A 15,991-nucleotide genomic window follows, 5' to 3' on the forward strand; every position below is an offset into this window, starting at 1 on the left:
CCCGAAGGGAGACATGGGTCATGGCCGCTACCTACCAACTGCAGTTTACTCGCGAATTCGACGTGCCCGCCGAAAAGCTGTTCAAGGTGTGGACGACGCCGGAGCGGTTCGGCGAGTGGTTCTGCCCGCTGCCGTGGAAGGTGACCGAGGCGCGCTCCGACCTTCGCCCCGGCGGCGAGAGTTTTGTGCTGATGGAAGGCCCGAACGGCGAGAAGGCCCCCAATCACGGCGTCTATCTGGAGATCATTCCGAACCGTAAGCTGGTCTTTACCGACGCCTACTCCGCAGGCTGGGTGCCGTCGGAAAAGCCGTTCATGACCGGCATTCTCGAATTCGAGGATCTGGGGAACGGTCGTGCGCGCTACACGGCGACGGCAGTCCACTGGACGGAGGAAGATATGAAGGCGCACGAAGAAATGGGTTTCGAAGAAGGCTGGGGAACCGTCGCAGACCAGATGGCCGAGGTCGCCAGGACATTCTGATTTCAAAGAGTCTTTTCAACGGATTGTTCCGGCAGGCTGATGAATTGATTCAGCTTGCCGGACCACGTCAAATTTCCTCGATCCGGCGCTCCTCTTCCGGCAGCACGGAAAGCTCGCGCCAGTCGATCTCCTCCAGAAACAGATTGTATTCGTCGACGGTGAGCTTGTTGTCTTCTCGCAGCTGTTCGAGGGCTTCGCGCTGGGCATTGATCGCGTCGAGCGCAAGCCGGCGGTAGGTTGCGAGCGCGGTCGCGCCTTCTTCGTGCAGGCTGCCGTGTTTTTCCAGCTTGAAATTGTTGCGCAGCATCTCGGCTTCCGGACCGGCGGCGTTTTCAAGCTTCATGAAACCGGCGCGGGCGATATGGGCGCGCAGCTTGGTCTGTTCACGGATGCCTTCCGCCGTACGGTCGAGGCCGAGCCAGTTGATCAGCGGCACAAGCGTCAGCCCCTGCGCGACCAATGTCGCCAGCACGACAGCGAAGGCGGCCAGCACAACGATATCGCGCTGGGGGAAATCGGCCGGCAGGGCAAAGGAGGTGGCGAGCGTGACGAGGCCGCGCATGCCGCACCAGCCGGCCAGCACCGCCTGTTTCATCGTCGCCGGTTCGGGGCGGCCGGCGCGGTGGGCGTAATAGGCATGGATACGGTTGAAACCGATGCAGACGACGAGCCTGACGACGATAACGGTAGCGACGACAAGGCCGGAAAAGGTGATCGCTTCGCCCAGATGTCCGGGTTCCATGTCCGACAGGATAGCGCGGGCCTGCATGCCCATAAGCAGGAAGGCCATGACGTTCAGCACGAAAACGGCGGCGCTCCACACGGCATAGGACTGCACCCGCATGCGGGCGGATGAGCGCGCCTCCGACATCTGCGCCAGCGTCATGCCGCAGCACACGACGGCAAGGACGGCGGAGAGGTGCAGCCGCGTTGCGATGATCCAGAGAAGGAATGTCTGGGCGAACTGCATGACATTGCCGCCCAGCGTGCCGCTGACCGACAAGGTGAGGCGGCGGATCAGGCGGGCGGCGAGAATGCCGAAGATGATGCCGCCTGGAACCGCAAGCGCCAGATGCAGGCCGACCTCGGCATTGAGGTGGCCGGCCGATTGGACCGCGAGTGCGGCATCGAATATGAGCAAAGCGGCCGCATCGTTGAACAGGCTCTCGCCGCGCAGGATTGTGTCGGTTTCGCGCGGGATGGACATGGTCGACAGCATCGCCGTCGCGGCTGCCGCATCAGGCGGTGCGACGATCGCACCAAGCACGACGGCGGCTGCGATCGGCAACCCGGCAAAGGCCCAACCGACCCAGGCGACACTTGCCGCCGTGACGATGACGCCGCCGATGGCGAAGGCAACGAGCGGCAGCCAGAAACGTTTGGCTGTGCCGAGTGGAAAATCGAAGGCCGCATCAAGAAGTGCCGGCGCGATGAACAGAGCCAATGCGGTTGCCGGATCGATGTTGATCACCGGCGTGCCCGGAATGAGCGCCACGGCAGCACCTGCCAGCGCCAGCATCGACGGATAAGGCATGCGCAGCCGCCGCGACACCTGCAGCAGCGCGATCGCCACGAGGATCAGGACAAGGAGGCTTTCGAAGAAACTCATGATCGCCCCCGGCTTATGCCCAGGCGCAGGCCCGAGGCTTGATTGGTCGGAGTGTCAATGTAGCGCGTCGCCGCAGCCTTGCCAGTCGTATCTCAAGTGTCTGCTTATGATGGAGCCGTGGCCGTGACTGCTATTCGGCGGCGGCCGGATGCGTGTCTGATAGCGTCTCGACCCGGTTTCGCCCTGCGTTCTTGGCTGCATAAAGGGCGCTGTCGGCTTCGACAAGCAATTCGGAACTGCTCTTTTGCCGCTCCTCCTCGCGATGGGCGAGCCCGATACTGGCGGTGACCAGACGCCGTATCCTCTGAGGATGAAGACCGGCAACGGACTGGATGTTGGTGCGGATCTTTTCGGCAACCTCCAGCGCCTGATCCCGATCGAGTTCGGTCAGGACTACGACGAATTCCTCGCCACCGTGGCGTGCCACCAGATCGACCGAGGCGTCAATGCTGCGGCGCAGGGCATCCGCGACAAGGATGAGGCAGATGTCGCCTTCACTGTGACCGTAGGTATCATTGTAGGATTTGAAGTGGTCGATATCGACGACCAGCACGGCGCAGCGATCCGGGGTGCGACGGAGGAACTCGATCAGCCGTCTTCGATTGGCGAGCCCGGTCAGCGGATCGGTCAGGGTCTGGGCGGTGAGTTCGCGGTTTTCCTCTTCGAGGATCAGCCTGCGGGCCGCGAGCTGTTCGGTCAGCTGGCGGTTCCTGTCGAGCAGGCGAAATGCCATGCTCAACTGCTCGCCCATACTGCGGGCGATGATTGCAAGCGCCGCGCACAAGGTGGCCGAAGCCACGGCCAGCAGGTTGCCGTATTCGATATCGCTGATCATGAAGGCGATCGAAAAGGCGAGAAATATCGGCACCTGAAAGAGGTTGAAGACGGGTCGGTAGACGACTGCCGGATAAGTCACCGTGACGGCGCCCATAGCGATGCAGCACATGACGAGCGTCTGGTGGTCGTCGCCCTGCAGCAGCAGCCAGGATCCGCCGAGCCCCCAGCAGGTGCCGGATGAAAGATAGACGGCCCGGATGAGCCGGGACCAGGCGGCGGGCGACCAGTCGAGCTTAAAGCGCCGCTGCAGCATGAATTCCGGGCGCATTGCGGCGCTGGAAAGATGGGTGATCGCGATCACGCAGATGCAGCCGAACCAGATGGTGAGCATGGGTGCCAGAGACGGTGACCAATAGGTGAGAATCGTCAGCACGCCACCGAAAATGCTCATCGCCGAGGCCGGCGCGCCCCGGTAAAGCGCCTCCATCTGCATGGCAAGGAGGTTCGACTGCTGGTCGTCTTTCCGAGCCAGTTCTTCCATGAGCATTCTCCCGGATCTGGCCGGAAACTAGAGTGAGAATGCTAAGATTTACTTGTCGGGAAGAAGCCAGTTATCGAACTTATCGAACGTTTCGTTCAACCTTTTGCGGTTTGCGCTCGGGGCTCGCGGTCTCTATCTGAAGCCTGGAACCATTCCACGCCACGCTTTTGCGTGCAGTACAGGATTTCTCATGGAACTCGGGCTTCATACATTCGGCGATATGGACGCGGCAGCGCTCGACAAGGGACAAGAGGGTGCAAGGCGGCTGAAAAACCTTATCGAAGAGATCACGCTGGCGGATCAGGTGGGGCTCGACGTTTTCGGTCTTGGCGAACATCACCGTCCCGATTACGTGATCTCCTCGCCTTCGACGGTGCTGGCTGCTGCCGCCGCACTGACGAAAAACATCCGGTTGACCAGCGCCGTTACCGTTCTAAGTTCAGACGATCCGGTGCGGGTCTTTCAGCAATTTTCGACCGTCGACCTGATTTCCGGCGGGCGCGCCGAGATCATGGCCGGGCGCGGATCGTTCATCGAATCGTTCCCGCTGTTCGGCTACGATCTGGGAGATTACGACGAGTTGTTCACTGAAAATCTCGATCTTCTGCTTGCGCTTCGGGATCAGGAAATCGTTACCTGGCAGGGCCGGATGCGGCCGTCGATCAACGGGCGCGGCGTCTATCCGCGGCCGCTTCAGGAGCAGTTGCCGGTGTGGATCGCGGTCGGCGGCACGCCGCAATCGGTGGTTCGCGCCGGAACCCTCGGCCTGCCGTTGGCGATCGCCATCATCGGCGGGGAATACCCGCGCTTCAAGCCGTTCGCCGATCTCTATCGCGAAGCGGGGGCAAAGGCGGGGCACGCTCCGGAAAAGCTGAAGACCAGCATCAACGTGCACGGGTTCATTGCCGATACGACGGAAGCAGCGGCCGACCAGTTCTACGGGCCGCAGTCGGAAGTGATGAACCGGCTTGGGCGCGAACGGGGCTGGGGGCCGACGAGCCGGGCGCATTTCGATGACGCCCGTTCGCCGCTCGGCAATCTTTTCGTCGGCGAGCCGGAACTGGTGGCCGAAAAGATCATTGCCGCCCACAGGGTTTTCGGCATGGACCGGTTCCTGCTGCAGATGGCGATAGGCCTTATGCCGCATGACCAGATCATGCGCGGCATCGAGCTTTACGGGACTAAGGTGGCGCCGATCGTCAGAAAGGAATTGACCGGATCGGCCGAGCGCGCCACATCGCAGGCGAACTAAAAAGACAAAAAGAGGAAACGACCCGGAATGGTAATCTCCAGTGAAGACGAACTCGACAAGCTGAAAGTCATCGGCCGGCTATGCGCCCAGGCGATGGAAACGATGGCGAAGTCGCTCGAGCCGGGGATCACCACCAAGGAACTCGACGATATCGGCCGCAAGATCCTCGAGGATAACGGCGCGCAATCGGCGCCGGAGACCTGCTACCAGTTTCCCGGCGCGACCTGCATCAGCGTCAACGAAGAGGTTGCGCACGGCATTCCGGGCGGCCGGGTGATCAAGGCGGGCGATCTCGTCAATATCGACGTTTCCGCCGTCAAGGACGGGTTCTTCGGCGATTGCGGTTCGTCCTATGCGGTGCCGCCGGTTCGTCGTGAGATCGAGAAACTGTGCCGCGACGGCAAGCGGGCGCTTTGGACGGGGCTGCAGCAGGTCAAGGCCGGCAACCAGATCGCAGGTATCGGCAATGCGATTGGCGCTTTTGCCAAAAAGAACCGCTATACGCTGATCACCAATCTTTCGAGCCACGGCATCGGCCTGACGCTGCATGACGAGCCGAAGGAAATACCGACCTGGCCGGAAAAGAGCGAGCGTCGGATCATGGAGGAGGGGCTGGTGTTTACTGTCGAGCCCTTCCTGTCGCTTGGCGGCACATGGGCCGAAGATGGCGACAACGACGATCCGTGGACGCTCTACAGCGATCCGAACGCACCGACCGTGCAATACGAGCACACGATCGTGGCGACCAGAAGCGGGCCGCTGATTCTGACACTGGCGAATTGAGGATTATAGTGATCTAGCCGAATGACCGGTCGCGGCAAAAGCGGCGACCGGAAAAGGCTCACGGTTTAAGGAGTTCCGGTCGCAAAACCGGTTTCCACTTTTGCTGGAATTGCTTTAGCGGAGGCAGGCTTCGGCGCGATTGGCGGACTCGATGGCGCAATAAAAAGCTGTCGCGCGCTCTTCGCCAAGATTGTTGATCGCGCGGCGCGAATGAACGCGAGCAGCGCTTTCCATCAGCTGCGCGAATGCTGCATTTCCGATCAGGTCCGCCTTGCGCAGCTGCGCGATCAGCGGGTCCACCAGGACTTCCGATACGGTCAGGTCACGGTCCATTTTGCGCCTCCCGTCTGTTGAATTGGCACAAGACAATTTATGACGGGCATTCGTGTCAACAACAAGACAAATGACACCATGCGATGCACCAATTCGTTACTGCGGCTGCTTTCCAGATAGAATCATTCAAATTATTCCAGCGGCGATGAAAAATGCTGATTTGTGCGGCGTATGCAGCGCTGCCATAAGCAGGGAATGGACATGACCCCTCGCTTGAATCTTCGCCTCGTCGGCCTTTCCGGCGCGATCGCCATGGCCGCTGCCATGGGCTTCGGCCGTTTCTTCTACACGCCCGTCCTGCCGGGCATGATTGCCGGTATTCCGATCTCGTCTGCTGATGCAGGTTATATCGCCGCCGGCAATTTCGCCGGGTATCTGGCGGGCGCAATCCTTGCGGGGCAGGGATGGGCAGCGGGACGCGAAAGAACGATCGCGCTTTCTGCGCTTGCGGCTACGGCGATCCTGATGGCTGCCATGGCTTTCACCACGTGGGTGCCGGCATTCGTCGCCATCCGCTTCCTTGCAGGACTGGCGAGCGCTCTGGCGATGATCCTTACCTCCTCGATCGTGCTTCCTTATGCAAGGCAGGGCGGAAAACAGGGGCATGTGGTCAATTTCCTGCATTTCGGCGGCGTGGGCATGGGCATTGCTCTGTCCTCGGCACTGGCGCTGATCGTCAATACGTCCGCAGGCGATGCGGCGCATGGATGGCGGATCAACTGGCTGGCCGGTGCAGCGATTACGCTCGCAGCGGTGCTTCTGGTGCAGTGGATGTTGCCGCGGCCGCACGGCCCGACGGAACGGCGGGTGGAGCCGCCGCTGACATGGAAGTTGCCGCTTGTGCTGCTGACCACGTCCTACGGCCTATTCGGCTTCGGCTATGTAATTACCGCGACGTTTCTGGTGACGATCGCAAGGCAGGGAGATGCCGGGCCAATCGTTGAATTTCTCGCATGGTTCGTCACCGGCTGTGCGGCCGCCGTTTCGCTTCTTGCCTGGCATCCGCTGGCGATCCGGATCGGGCTTGCCAGATCCTATACGGTGGCAATGGGCGTACTTGCGATCGGTGTCGTCTGTTCGGTGCTTCTGCCGCCGACGACCGGCGCGCTGTTCGGAGGGCTTCTGCTCGGCGCGACCTTCATGGTGATTACCGCCTACGGGCTGCAGCTCGGCGGAAAGCTGGCGCCGGAAAGCCCGCGCCGGGCGCTTGCCTCGATGACGGCAGCATTCGGTGTTGGCCAGATCATCGGCCCGCTGGTGGCCGGCTGGGCGGCTGAAAAAAGCGGCAGCTTTGCGCTGCCGACGCTGATCGCGACGGGTGTGCTCGTCGTCTGCGTAGTGCTTGCGGCGATCGTCGCCAGACGTATTGGCTGAGAACCAACGTGGTTACAAATGCGTAACAAACTGGCGCGGCCATTGCCGCGTCCATGCGATTGCCATAGTTTCCCGCCCTAACACCGCACCCCGCAGCTACGAACTCAGGAAAGCGCTCGCTCCGTGTTCCACTCCTTCTTTCCCCGCCCGAAACTGTTCTTCATTTCAGCCGCCGTATGGGCGTTAATTACCATTCTAGCTTGGTATTTCGTCTTTGCCGGGATAGGCAGTCGAGCCGGCTTTATCCTCCCGGAAGGTACGTCAGAACCTTACGACCTAACTTATTTTCTGGTGCCGTCGAACCTTTATTTCTATGCCTATTTCGCCAGCTGCCTTCTTTTGTTCGGCGCGGCTTGGTCTTTCCTTGCCAAGCATAATCCATGGATCGTTTGGTCGGTATGGGGCTCGCTTCTCATCATCGCCGTAACTTATTTCAGCGTTCAGATTTCGGTGATCTTCAACAACTGGCGTCGACCGTTTTTTGATCTCATGCAGAACGCTTTGGAAAAGAAGCCGGGGATCACGGAAGGGGACTTCTACAGCCTGATGCTGATATTCGCTCAGGTCGCCTTTCTCAGCATGTTCGTGTCGATCCTGACGGATTTCTTTACTAGCCACTACATCTTCCGCTGGCGCACAGCGATGAACAATTTTTACATGTCTAACTGGGAAAAACTTCGCCATATCGAAGGTGCTTCGCAGCGTGTCCAGGAAGACACGATGCGCTTTTCCGCAACGCTCGAAGGTCTCGGGATTTCGTTGATCAACTCGGTGATGACGCTGGTCGTCTTCCTCCCGATCCTTCTTGGCATGTCCGGGTATGTTTCCGAAATCCCGATCATCGGCGAAATCCCGCACGCGTTGTTCTGGATGGCGATTTTCTGGTCGCTTTTCGGCACCGTGCTGCTGGCCACCGTCGGCATGAAGCTGCCTGGTTTGAACTTCCGCAATCAGCGTGTCGAGGCTGCATATCGCAAGGAACTCGTTTATGGCGAGGATCATGCCGATCGTGCCCAGCCAGCGACGGTGAAGGAACTTTATGCCAATGTTCGGAAGAATTATTTCCGTCTGTACTGGCATTATCTCTATTTCAACATCGCCCGCTACTTTTACCTTCAGGCGGACGGGCTATTCCTGCTGTTCATGTTGGTGCCGACGATCGTTGCCGGCAAGATAACGATGGGCATCTGGCAGCAAATCGCGACGGCATTCGGCCAGGTGTCTAACTCGTTGCAGTATCTCATCAGTTCCTGGACGACGATCATCGAACTGCTTTCCATCCACAAGCGCCTGAAGGCCTTCGAGGCGGCGATCGATGGTGGCCCGCTGCCGGAAATCGATCAGCGATATCTTGAGCGTGAAGCTGAAGGCGGCGAGATGGCGGCGAACAAGCCGACCTGATCCGCGTCAGAAAAACAAGCAGCTTTGGCCGCGCCGGATGTGTCGATCCGGCGCGGTTTTCTATTTGGGGGATCGCACCAGCATGATTGGGAGATAGCTGGCACGGTCTACCCATGAGGGAATAGGGCAGGCAGGTATTCGATTGCATGGGGGTATTTCAGGCTTTTGCCTGCCCCGACCGCTTTCGGTGTAGGACAGGAGGAGTTGTCAGTTCCTCCGACCGCACCGGCTGCGACCATCACCGGAACCAAGCTCTTCGAACCCGCTGAGGAGGCCGGTTCGCGAACCCGGTTTCCCATCCGATGACGGGTCGATTATGTGGCCTGTCTTCAGAACGGGGATATGGCGGGGACGAGAAAAACGTAAGCGCTTGACCGTGCTTGGCCCGGCTGGAGACTGTTGGCGGATTCGTCCCCGGTTTCAGGCGAGGCTTAGCGGGCGCAGGCGGTTGATCGTCCAGCCGATCAGGCAGCCGACCGCCGCACCGGCCGCCTTGACCGCCGCATCGTCCAGATGGGCGTGACGGCTGGGCGAAAGGTACTGCAACAGTTCGATGCCGCCCGCGCCGACGATCAGCAATACCGCGCAAAGCATCCACTGCCGCGGATAGGCCAGCACGAACAGAAGCGCCATGACGGCAAAGGCGCCGGCGCGGTCGACATCCACGGAGGCGATGTCGTGCGGTCTCAGGCGGATCGGCGAGATCGTCGCGAAGATGATGGCGGCGAGCGCCAGCCACGGGAGCAACTTGAAGAGACGGGCTTTTGTCATGAGAATGTCATATCGTGAGCGGGAACAGGCCGAAAGCAGCATCGACAGGCGAGATTAACGGAAAGAGATAAACATCGCGTGAGTGCATGTGGTGCAGGGCGGATGCTGGTTATCCTGCAGAGCGGTCATCTTGGGCGCTTTGGTGGCCGGTGGAGGAACGGCGCTCATCGAGCATTCGGATCGCCTCGCTATAGCTTACGCAGGCGACGTCGGCCTTGTTGCAGACTTCGGAGGCCAGACGTTCCATCGCCCGCCAATAGGCGCCGGCGTTCATTTCGACGAAATGCAGGCCGATCTGCATGGGGATGCGCTCGCCGTCATATTGCTTGTCGAAGGCGGCGCGGAAGGCGGAATAGGCGCGTTCCTCGAATTCGGCCGAGCGGCTCGGATTGTCGATGCCGGCCGAATGGCGGATGAAGAGATTGTAGTCCATGGCGATGATCGGCCGCTGCTGCGGACCCTCGGGGATCAGAGGCAGACCGAAGCGGATCAGGCCGTCCTTCGTTTCCGGCATCAAAGGACCCTTGGTGACGAGGCTTGCGTCATAGCGGAATCCGGCCTTCTTTTCCGCGTCGGTCATGCCGGCGCTGGTGGAGAAATAGGGGGCTCGGAAACCGCGAATGTCGTTGTCGATGAATGTGCGCCAGCCCTGCGGCTCGTCGGCTGGCGCGCCGATCGCCTTCCAGGCATCGGTCATCACATCGTGAAAGCTCGTCATTTCCTGCCGCCATTCGGCCTCGGACCAGTCCTTGCCGTCGAAATGGCCGCAAGTGTGGCTCGATATGTCGTGGCCTTCCTGATGCGCCTGCCAGATATGGCCGAGACGTTCCTTCGCCTCGGGAATATCCTGGGCGAAACCGATATTGGAGCGGCCCGCCTTTTTGTCCGGTCCCTGATACCGGCTCTTGTCGGCGCGCGGGATGACCAGAGTGCAGGACAGAAAATAGGTGAAATGGGCGTTGTTGCTGCGGGCGAAATCGCGGCTGCGCTGCCACAGGGCGTTCGGACCTGCGCCGTCGAAGGAGATCATCAGGAGCTGCTTCGGCCTTTGCGCCACATCCTGCGCCATCGCACCTGTCGAGATGGTGAGGGCAGCAAGGAGGGCGGTCAGGGGAGAAAGACGCATTACGGATTCCTGATTCTTCGAACGGGCGTGATGTTGCGCTGATGCTCTTGGCCGCGGAATAAGGCGAAGCTTTGATTTTGGAACGGCAGGGCCGCCACTTATCTGCGCAAGCATTCCCGGCGGACTAAAAGCGGAAGCGAAGTCCAACCGTGAGATACTGAATTCCGCCATCTGCATCACTCACTAGGCCATAGGCGCCGGAGCGATGGTGAAGCCGGATGACGAGCTCCTTCGACTTGTCCTGCGGCGATGCGAAGGTGATCTCAGGCGCAAGATAGTGCAAAATCCGGTCACCGCGATCATTTCCCGCGCGTGCTCTTTCCTCGTCCGATATGCCGCTGGCATAGTTGAGGCCGGTGGAAACGGCCACGGTCGTGTAAAGGTAATCGTTCCAGGGGAAGTCACGGTAACGAAGGAACAAGGCTGCCCAGGTTTCTGATTCGTGCATGCTGCCAAATCTCTTGCCGACCCCCAGCTCGGTTTCGATTGCAAAGCGTTCGCGCCAGAAACTGGCGACCGTGCGGGACGCTGAAAAGCCGATAAAACCGCTGTCGCCATATTCCCAGTTGAACGGGGAGAGATCACCCCGAAGAAAAATGTCCTCCATCGGAGTTTCAACGAATTTTCCGCCGAAAACCATGATCGCGCATTTATTATCGCAGGGGCCGGTCAAGCCGTACCATTGCCAATCGAACCAATCTCCGGCGTCGGCTGGCAGGGGACACAGGGTCGAAGCCAGTATGGCGAAAGCCAGAGCTGAAAAGATTCTTCGCATCGAGATGACCTCCCGAGCCACTCGTGGGACGATCACACTGGCGAGATGCGGTCTCCCACGAGGGGGCGAAAGTGAGGGCTTGATGCTGGAGCCCCACATGCGAAGAGACGCAAATCGTCGCATGAAACTCTACTATGGGAAGCATACTCTCATTGCATGCAGCTTCAAGGGGTGGCCGCATCGGTCTGCGGCGGGCGTGGTTTGGACCGAATTCAAGTCATGCTTTCAATAAGGTTTCCCAGTTTTACGCGGGGGGCCTTACATCCTGGGGAAAATAGGCTAGAAGGCGCTTTCCCGACTGATTGTCCGCTGTATGGCGGAGCTTTGGCCGGACGACCGACCCAGGATTGGCCCCAAGAGCGGGCCGGAGACTTCGATGGCGCATAACGACGACAGTTTTTTCCGTGAAGTGAACGAAGAGCTTCGCTCCGACCAGCTCAAGAACGCCTGGTCGCGCTACGGCCGGATCGCGATCGGCGTTGCCGTTCTGATCGTCGTCGGTACTGCCGGCTGGCGCGGTTTCGAATATTGGGACAACAATAATTCCTCGCAGTCCGGCGACCGGTTCATCGCGGCGTTGGCGCTTGCCTCGGAAGGCAAGAACGACGAAGCGCTTTCGGCTCTCGGGACGATCGAGACGGACGGTACTGGCGCCTATCCTATCTTGGCGAAAATGCGCGCCGCGTCGGTGCAGCAGGCAAAGGGTGATGCGGCTGCGGCCGTAGAAACCTACAAGCAGGTCGGAAACGACAATACCGCTCCGCAGGCCGTGCGCGATCTCGCCAAGATGCGCGCCGCCTTCATTCTGGTCGATACCGGTTCCTACGATCAGGTTGCGGCAGAGGCAGAAATCCTGTCGGCCCAGGGGCATGTCCTGGCCAATTCCGCCCGTGAGGCGCTCGGTCTTTCCGCCTACAAGGCCGGAAACATGCCGCAGGCCAAGCAATGGTTCAAGCTGATCGCCGACGATGCGGGTGCTCCGCGCAATGTCGCGAACCGCGCGCAAATCATGCTCGACAATATCGCCGCTACCGGCAAAGCGCCCTAATTCCATTCGGATAAGGGCTTGAGGAAAACATTATGAGCTTCACGGTCGCCATCGTCGGACGTCCGAATGTCGGCAAGTCCACGCTTTTCAACCGTCTGGTTGGCAAGAAGCTGGCGCTTGTCGATGACACGCCGGGCGTAACCCGCGACCGTCGTCCGGGCGATGCGAAGCTCGTGGACCTGCGCTTCACCATCATCGACACGGCCGGCCTCGAAGAAGTCGGGCCGGAGACGCTCGAGGGCCGCATGCGCGCCCAGACCGAAATGGCGATCGAAGAGGCCGACCTGACGCTGTTCGTCGTCGACGCCAAATTCGGCCTGACGCCGCTCGACAAGACCTTCGGTCACCTGCTGCGCCGCAGCGGCAAGCCGGTCGTGCTGGTTGCCAACAAGTCCGAAGCCAAGGGATCGGACGGCGGTTTCTACGATGCCTATACGCTGGGCCTCGGCGAACCGGTTCCGATCTCGGCCGAACATGGTCAGGGCATGATCGATCTGCGCGACGCGATCGTCGAGGCGATCGGCAAGGAGCGGGCGTTCCCAGAGGACGACGTGGACGAAGCTGAAACGGATATCGACGTCAGGGACTCGGTTCTCGGCGAAGAGGCCGAGAACGACGCAGAATATGACGAGACCAGGCCGCTTCGCGTCGCCATCATCGGTCGCCCGAATGCCGGAAAGTCGACCCTGATCAACCGCTTCCTCGGCGAGGATCGGCTGCTGACCGGGCCGGAAGCCGGTATTACCCGCGATTCGATTTCAGTCGACTGGGATTGGCGCGGCCGCACGATCAAGATGTTCGACACGGCCGGCATGCGCCGCAAGGCACGCGTGCAGGAAAAGCTCGAAAAGCTTTCGGTGGCGGATAGCCTTCGGTCGATCCGCTTTGCCGAAACGGTCGTCATCGTTTTCGATGCAACGATCCCGTTCGAAAAGCAGGATCTGCAGCTTGCCGACTTGGTGCTGCGTGAAGGCCGGGCCGCCGTGCTTGCGTTCAATAAATGGGATCTGATCGAAGATCAGCAGGCAGTTCTGACCGATCTGCGCGAAAAGACAGAGCGGTTGCTGCCGCAGGCGCGAGGCTTGCGCGCCGTGCCGATTTCCGGCGAAACGGGTTACGGGCTCGACAAGCTGATGCAGGAAATCATCGCGACCGACAAGGTGTGGAACAAGCGCATCTCGACGGCGAAGCTCAACAAATGGCTTGAGGGCACGCAGGTCCAACATCCGCCACCGGCGGTTTCCGGCCGTCGCCTGAAGCTGAAATACATGACCCAGGTGAAGGCGCGCCCGCCGGCCTTCATGGTATCCTGCACGCGGCCCGAGGCTATTCCGGAAAGCTATATCCGTTACATGATCAACGGCTTGCGCAACGATTTCCAGATGCCCGGCGTGCCGATCCGCATTCATTTCAAGGCAAGCGACAACCCGTTCGAGAACCGCAGGAAGAAGCGCTGAGCTTCTTCTTTTCGCGTATTCTTTCCATCCGTTTCCGGTATCGGCGATTTTCCCTCGGCGACCTGATGACGCTGCGATTTGCTATATTTAGCAAATCGTGATGCACTGCCGTTCTGGCTTGTGTGGTTGGAGGACCTGCAAGCCTTTTTCGGCGGATCTGCTTCGCAGCGCCGGTTCATGATCGGGAGGATCATCATGATTGTAGTGGGTCTCGTCGTAGCCATCTGTCTTGGCGTCGGCAGCGTCGTGTATTTCCGCAGTCGTGACGGGCGGAGCAGCTGACAACACCGGTCTTCATACTCTCCAGAAACGCTAAAGCTCGCCTTCGCCGCAGCCGTTCATTCGGCTGCGGGTAGCGCGTGGCCGCCTGGTCCGCGGCTGGCCTGGGCCTTCAGCACATTGCCGAGGAACTGTTTTGATGCGGCTTCCCAAGTGTAGCTGCGGGCAAGCCGGCTGGCATCCTCTCGACGACAGCCGAGCGCCCTGAGGCATGCGGCCTTGAGATCCTCGTCCAGAGCACCGGCCCCGGAACCTTCCGCGATGATGTCCACCGGCCCCATGACCGGATAGGCGGCAACGGGCACGCCGCTTGCGAGCGCTTCGAGAATGGTGTTGCCGAATGTGTCGGTCTTAGACGGGAAGACGAAGACGTCTGCCTGTGCATAGGCGCGGGCGAGTTCCTCACCGGTCTTCATGCCGGTGAAAAGCACTTCGGGGTAGCGTTTTTTCAGTTCCGCCAGAGCCGGGCCATCGCCGATCACGACCTTCGAGCCGGGCAGATCGAGATCGAGGAAGGCCGGCAGGTTCTTTTCCACCGCAACGCGGCCGACCGTCATGAAGATCGGGCGCGGCAGGTCGAAGGGGCGTTCCTCGAGGTTCATCGGATGGAATGCGGTCTGGTCGATGCCGCGGCTCCAGCGCAGGAGATTGTGAATACCGATCTTCGACAGTTCCCGCTCAAGGCTTGCGGTCGCGACCATGCAGCCGTTGCCGGCATTGTGGAACCAGCGGACGAAAGCCTGCATCCAGCGGATCGGTACCGGAAAGCGCGCCGCCACATATTCGGGAAAGCGGGTGTGATAGCTGGTGGAGAAGGGCATGTTGTTCTTCAGGCACCAGCGGCGGGCGATCAGGCCGAGCGGGCCTTCGGTGGCGATATGGACCGCTGTCGGCAAGGTCTTTTCAATCACGCCTGCAACCTGGGCGAAGGTGGTGACCGACAGCCTGATCTCTGGATAGGTCGGGCACGGGATGTTGGCGAATTCCTTCGGCGTGACCATGCATATTTCGACGCCCATGCGGGTCAGTTCGCGATTGGTGTTCTCGATGGAACGGACGACTCCATTCACCTGAGGGTACCAGGCATCCGTCACGATGGTAATTCTTGTCATGCGCGGCCATAGCCCCGTTGCCGATCCGACGGCGACTCACGCCATGGGATGCGTTTTCCGGTCCTCTATCGGGAAGTTTCGTGACAGGAGAATGAAGCGCCCTGTGGAGGTGTTCGACATGAAAATCCGTCCAATCAGATTTTCGCGCGTGAAGGACCTTCTGTGCGTTCGTCAATTCCGCGACATTTACACGATTGGTTCTAGAAGGCGAAAAGATGCAGCCTGTCATTTCTGGTTTGCAGTGCACCGAGCTAAGTCCTATCTGAAGGGCCAATGATGTTGTGAGTATGCCTCCGTGACCCCGCGTTCGATCAAGACTGCCGCCGCCGTCCTCATCGCCCCGATCGCCGCTATCGGCATCTATATGGGCATCAATCAGATGACCGGCAATTTTCATGAAGTCATAGCCGGCGAGCTCTACCGCTCTGCCCAGCCCGGCGATATGGTGATCGACAAGGCTGCGCGCCAATATGGGATCAAGACGATCATCAACCTGCGCAACGAACGTCGCGGGGCCTGGTATGCCGAAGAAAAAGCGTCGGCCGAGGAAAACGGCGTGACGCTGATCGATTTTCCGCTGAGTTCGGCGAGATTCGTGCCGGTCGAGGAAAGCGAACGGCTGGCCGAGATCATGCGGACGGCGGAAAAGCCGATCCTGATCCATTGCGAACACGGCGCTAACCGTACCGGGCTGGCTTCAGCCATCTATGTCGGAGCTGTCGCCAAGCGCAGCGAGCTGTTTTCCGAACTGCAGCTTTCGCCCTATTACGGGCACATCCCGATCCCCGGCATCGGCCGGTACGCGATGTACCAGTCCTGGGACGAGTTCGAAGAGACGATCGGTTTCTGATCGTCTCTTCCTCTCGAAGGT

At 60.0% G+C, this 15,991-nt stretch carries 15 protein-coding genes; 8 read left to right on the forward strand and 7 right to left on the reverse strand.

What is annotated here, in order from left to right; translation table 11 throughout:
- Positions 1-20: 20 nt before the first annotated feature.
- Positions 21-482, forward strand: coding sequence for an SRPBCC family protein (locus tag FHP24_RS16920; protein WP_139677392.1), 462 nt, complete (start codon positions 21-23; stop codon positions 480-482).
- 67 nt (positions 483-549) lie between these two features.
- On the opposite strand, the gene FHP24_RS16925 is transcribed toward FHP24_RS16920, so the two are convergent.
- Positions 550-2,091, reverse strand: coding sequence for a cation:proton antiporter (locus tag FHP24_RS16925; RefSeq protein ID WP_139677393.1), 1,542 nt, complete (start codon positions 2,089-2,091; stop codon positions 550-552).
- A 130-nt stretch (positions 2,092-2,221) separates the two neighbouring features.
- Positions 2,222-3,409, reverse strand: coding sequence for a GGDEF domain-containing protein (locus tag FHP24_RS16930; RefSeq protein WP_180356037.1), 1,188 nt, complete (start codon positions 3,407-3,409; stop codon positions 2,222-2,224).
- Positions 3,410-3,599: 190 nt separating this feature from the next.
- Here FHP24_RS16930 and FHP24_RS16935 point away from each other — a divergent pair, with 190 nt between their 5' ends.
- A complete protein-coding gene (locus tag FHP24_RS16935; RefSeq protein ID WP_139677395.1) occupies positions 3,600-4,661 on the forward strand; it encodes an LLM class flavin-dependent oxidoreductase in 1,062 nt (353 codons plus the stop codon).
- Positions 4,662-4,688: 27 nt separating this feature from the next.
- Complete coding sequence (gene map, locus FHP24_RS16940; RefSeq protein ID WP_139677396.1) at positions 4,689-5,444, forward strand: type I methionyl aminopeptidase; 756 nt, start codon at positions 4,689-4,691, stop codon at positions 5,442-5,444.
- Between the two features lie 114 nt (positions 5,445-5,558).
- Here map and FHP24_RS16945 read toward each other — a convergent pair whose 3' ends face one another.
- The gene (locus tag FHP24_RS16945) at positions 5,559-5,777 is read right to left on the reverse strand and encodes a hypothetical protein (protein ID WP_139677397.1); all 219 of its coding nucleotides are present in this window, start codon (positions 5,775-5,777) and stop codon (positions 5,559-5,561) included.
- 201 nt (positions 5,778-5,978) lie between these two features.
- Here FHP24_RS16945 and FHP24_RS16950 point away from each other — a divergent pair, with 201 nt between their 5' ends.
- Both FHP24_RS16950 and sbmA read left to right on the forward strand, forming a co-directional pair.
- Positions 5,979-7,151 (forward strand): YbfB/YjiJ family MFS transporter, encoded by a 1,173-nt coding sequence (locus FHP24_RS16950; protein WP_246091789.1) that lies wholly within the window; start codon positions 5,979-5,981, stop codon positions 7,149-7,151.
- Positions 7,152-7,274: 123 nt separating this feature from the next.
- Positions 7,275-8,552, forward strand: coding sequence for a peptide antibiotic transporter SbmA (gene sbmA, locus FHP24_RS16955; RefSeq protein ID WP_139677399.1), 1,278 nt, complete (start codon positions 7,275-7,277; stop codon positions 8,550-8,552).
- 420 nt (positions 8,553-8,972) lie between these two features.
- Here the strand turns inward: sbmA and FHP24_RS16960 are convergent, their stop codons facing one another.
- The 3 genes from FHP24_RS16960 to FHP24_RS16970 all read right to left on the reverse strand — a co-directional run bounded on the left by FHP24_RS16960 (position 8,973) and on the right by FHP24_RS16970 (position 11,224).
- A complete protein-coding gene (locus FHP24_RS16960) occupies positions 8,973-9,323 on the reverse strand; it encodes a VanZ family protein (RefSeq protein WP_139677400.1) in 351 nt (116 codons plus the stop codon).
- A gap of 109 nt (positions 9,324-9,432) precedes the next feature.
- Positions 9,433-10,449 (reverse strand): polysaccharide deacetylase, encoded by a 1,017-nt coding sequence (locus FHP24_RS16965; protein ID WP_139677401.1) that lies wholly within the window; start codon positions 10,447-10,449, stop codon positions 9,433-9,435.
- 124 nt (positions 10,450-10,573) lie between these two features.
- Positions 10,574-11,224 (reverse strand): hypothetical protein, encoded by a 651-nt coding sequence (locus tag FHP24_RS16970; protein ID WP_180356038.1) that lies wholly within the window; start codon positions 11,222-11,224, stop codon positions 10,574-10,576.
- A 376-nt stretch (positions 11,225-11,600) separates the two neighbouring features.
- Between FHP24_RS16970 and FHP24_RS16975 the strand changes: the two genes are divergently transcribed.
- Both FHP24_RS16975 and der read left to right on the forward strand, forming a co-directional pair.
- A complete protein-coding gene (locus tag FHP24_RS16975) occupies positions 11,601-12,272 on the forward strand; it encodes a tetratricopeptide repeat protein (protein WP_139677403.1) in 672 nt (223 codons plus the stop codon).
- A gap of 32 nt (positions 12,273-12,304) precedes the next feature.
- Positions 12,305-13,729, forward strand: a complete 1,425-nt coding sequence (gene der / locus FHP24_RS16980) for a ribosome biogenesis GTPase Der (protein WP_139677404.1) — start codon at positions 12,305-12,307, stop codon at positions 13,727-13,729.
- A gap of 338 nt (positions 13,730-14,067) precedes the next feature.
- Here der and FHP24_RS16985 read toward each other — a convergent pair whose 3' ends face one another.
- Complete coding sequence (locus FHP24_RS16985; RefSeq protein WP_139677405.1) at positions 14,068-15,120, reverse strand: glycosyltransferase family 4 protein; 1,053 nt, start codon at positions 15,118-15,120, stop codon at positions 14,068-14,070.
- Between the two features lie 364 nt (positions 15,121-15,484).
- Between FHP24_RS16985 and FHP24_RS16990 the strand changes: the two genes are divergently transcribed.
- Positions 15,485-15,970 (forward strand): fused DSP-PTPase phosphatase/NAD kinase-like protein, encoded by a 486-nt coding sequence (locus FHP24_RS16990; protein ID WP_139677603.1) that lies wholly within the window; start codon positions 15,485-15,487, stop codon positions 15,968-15,970.
- Positions 15,971-15,991: the final 21 nt, after the last annotated feature.

The organism is Aliirhizobium smilacinae, assembly GCF_006335145.1.
Lineage (GTDB): Bacteria > Pseudomonadota > Alphaproteobacteria > Rhizobiales > Rhizobiaceae > Neorhizobium > Neorhizobium smilacinae.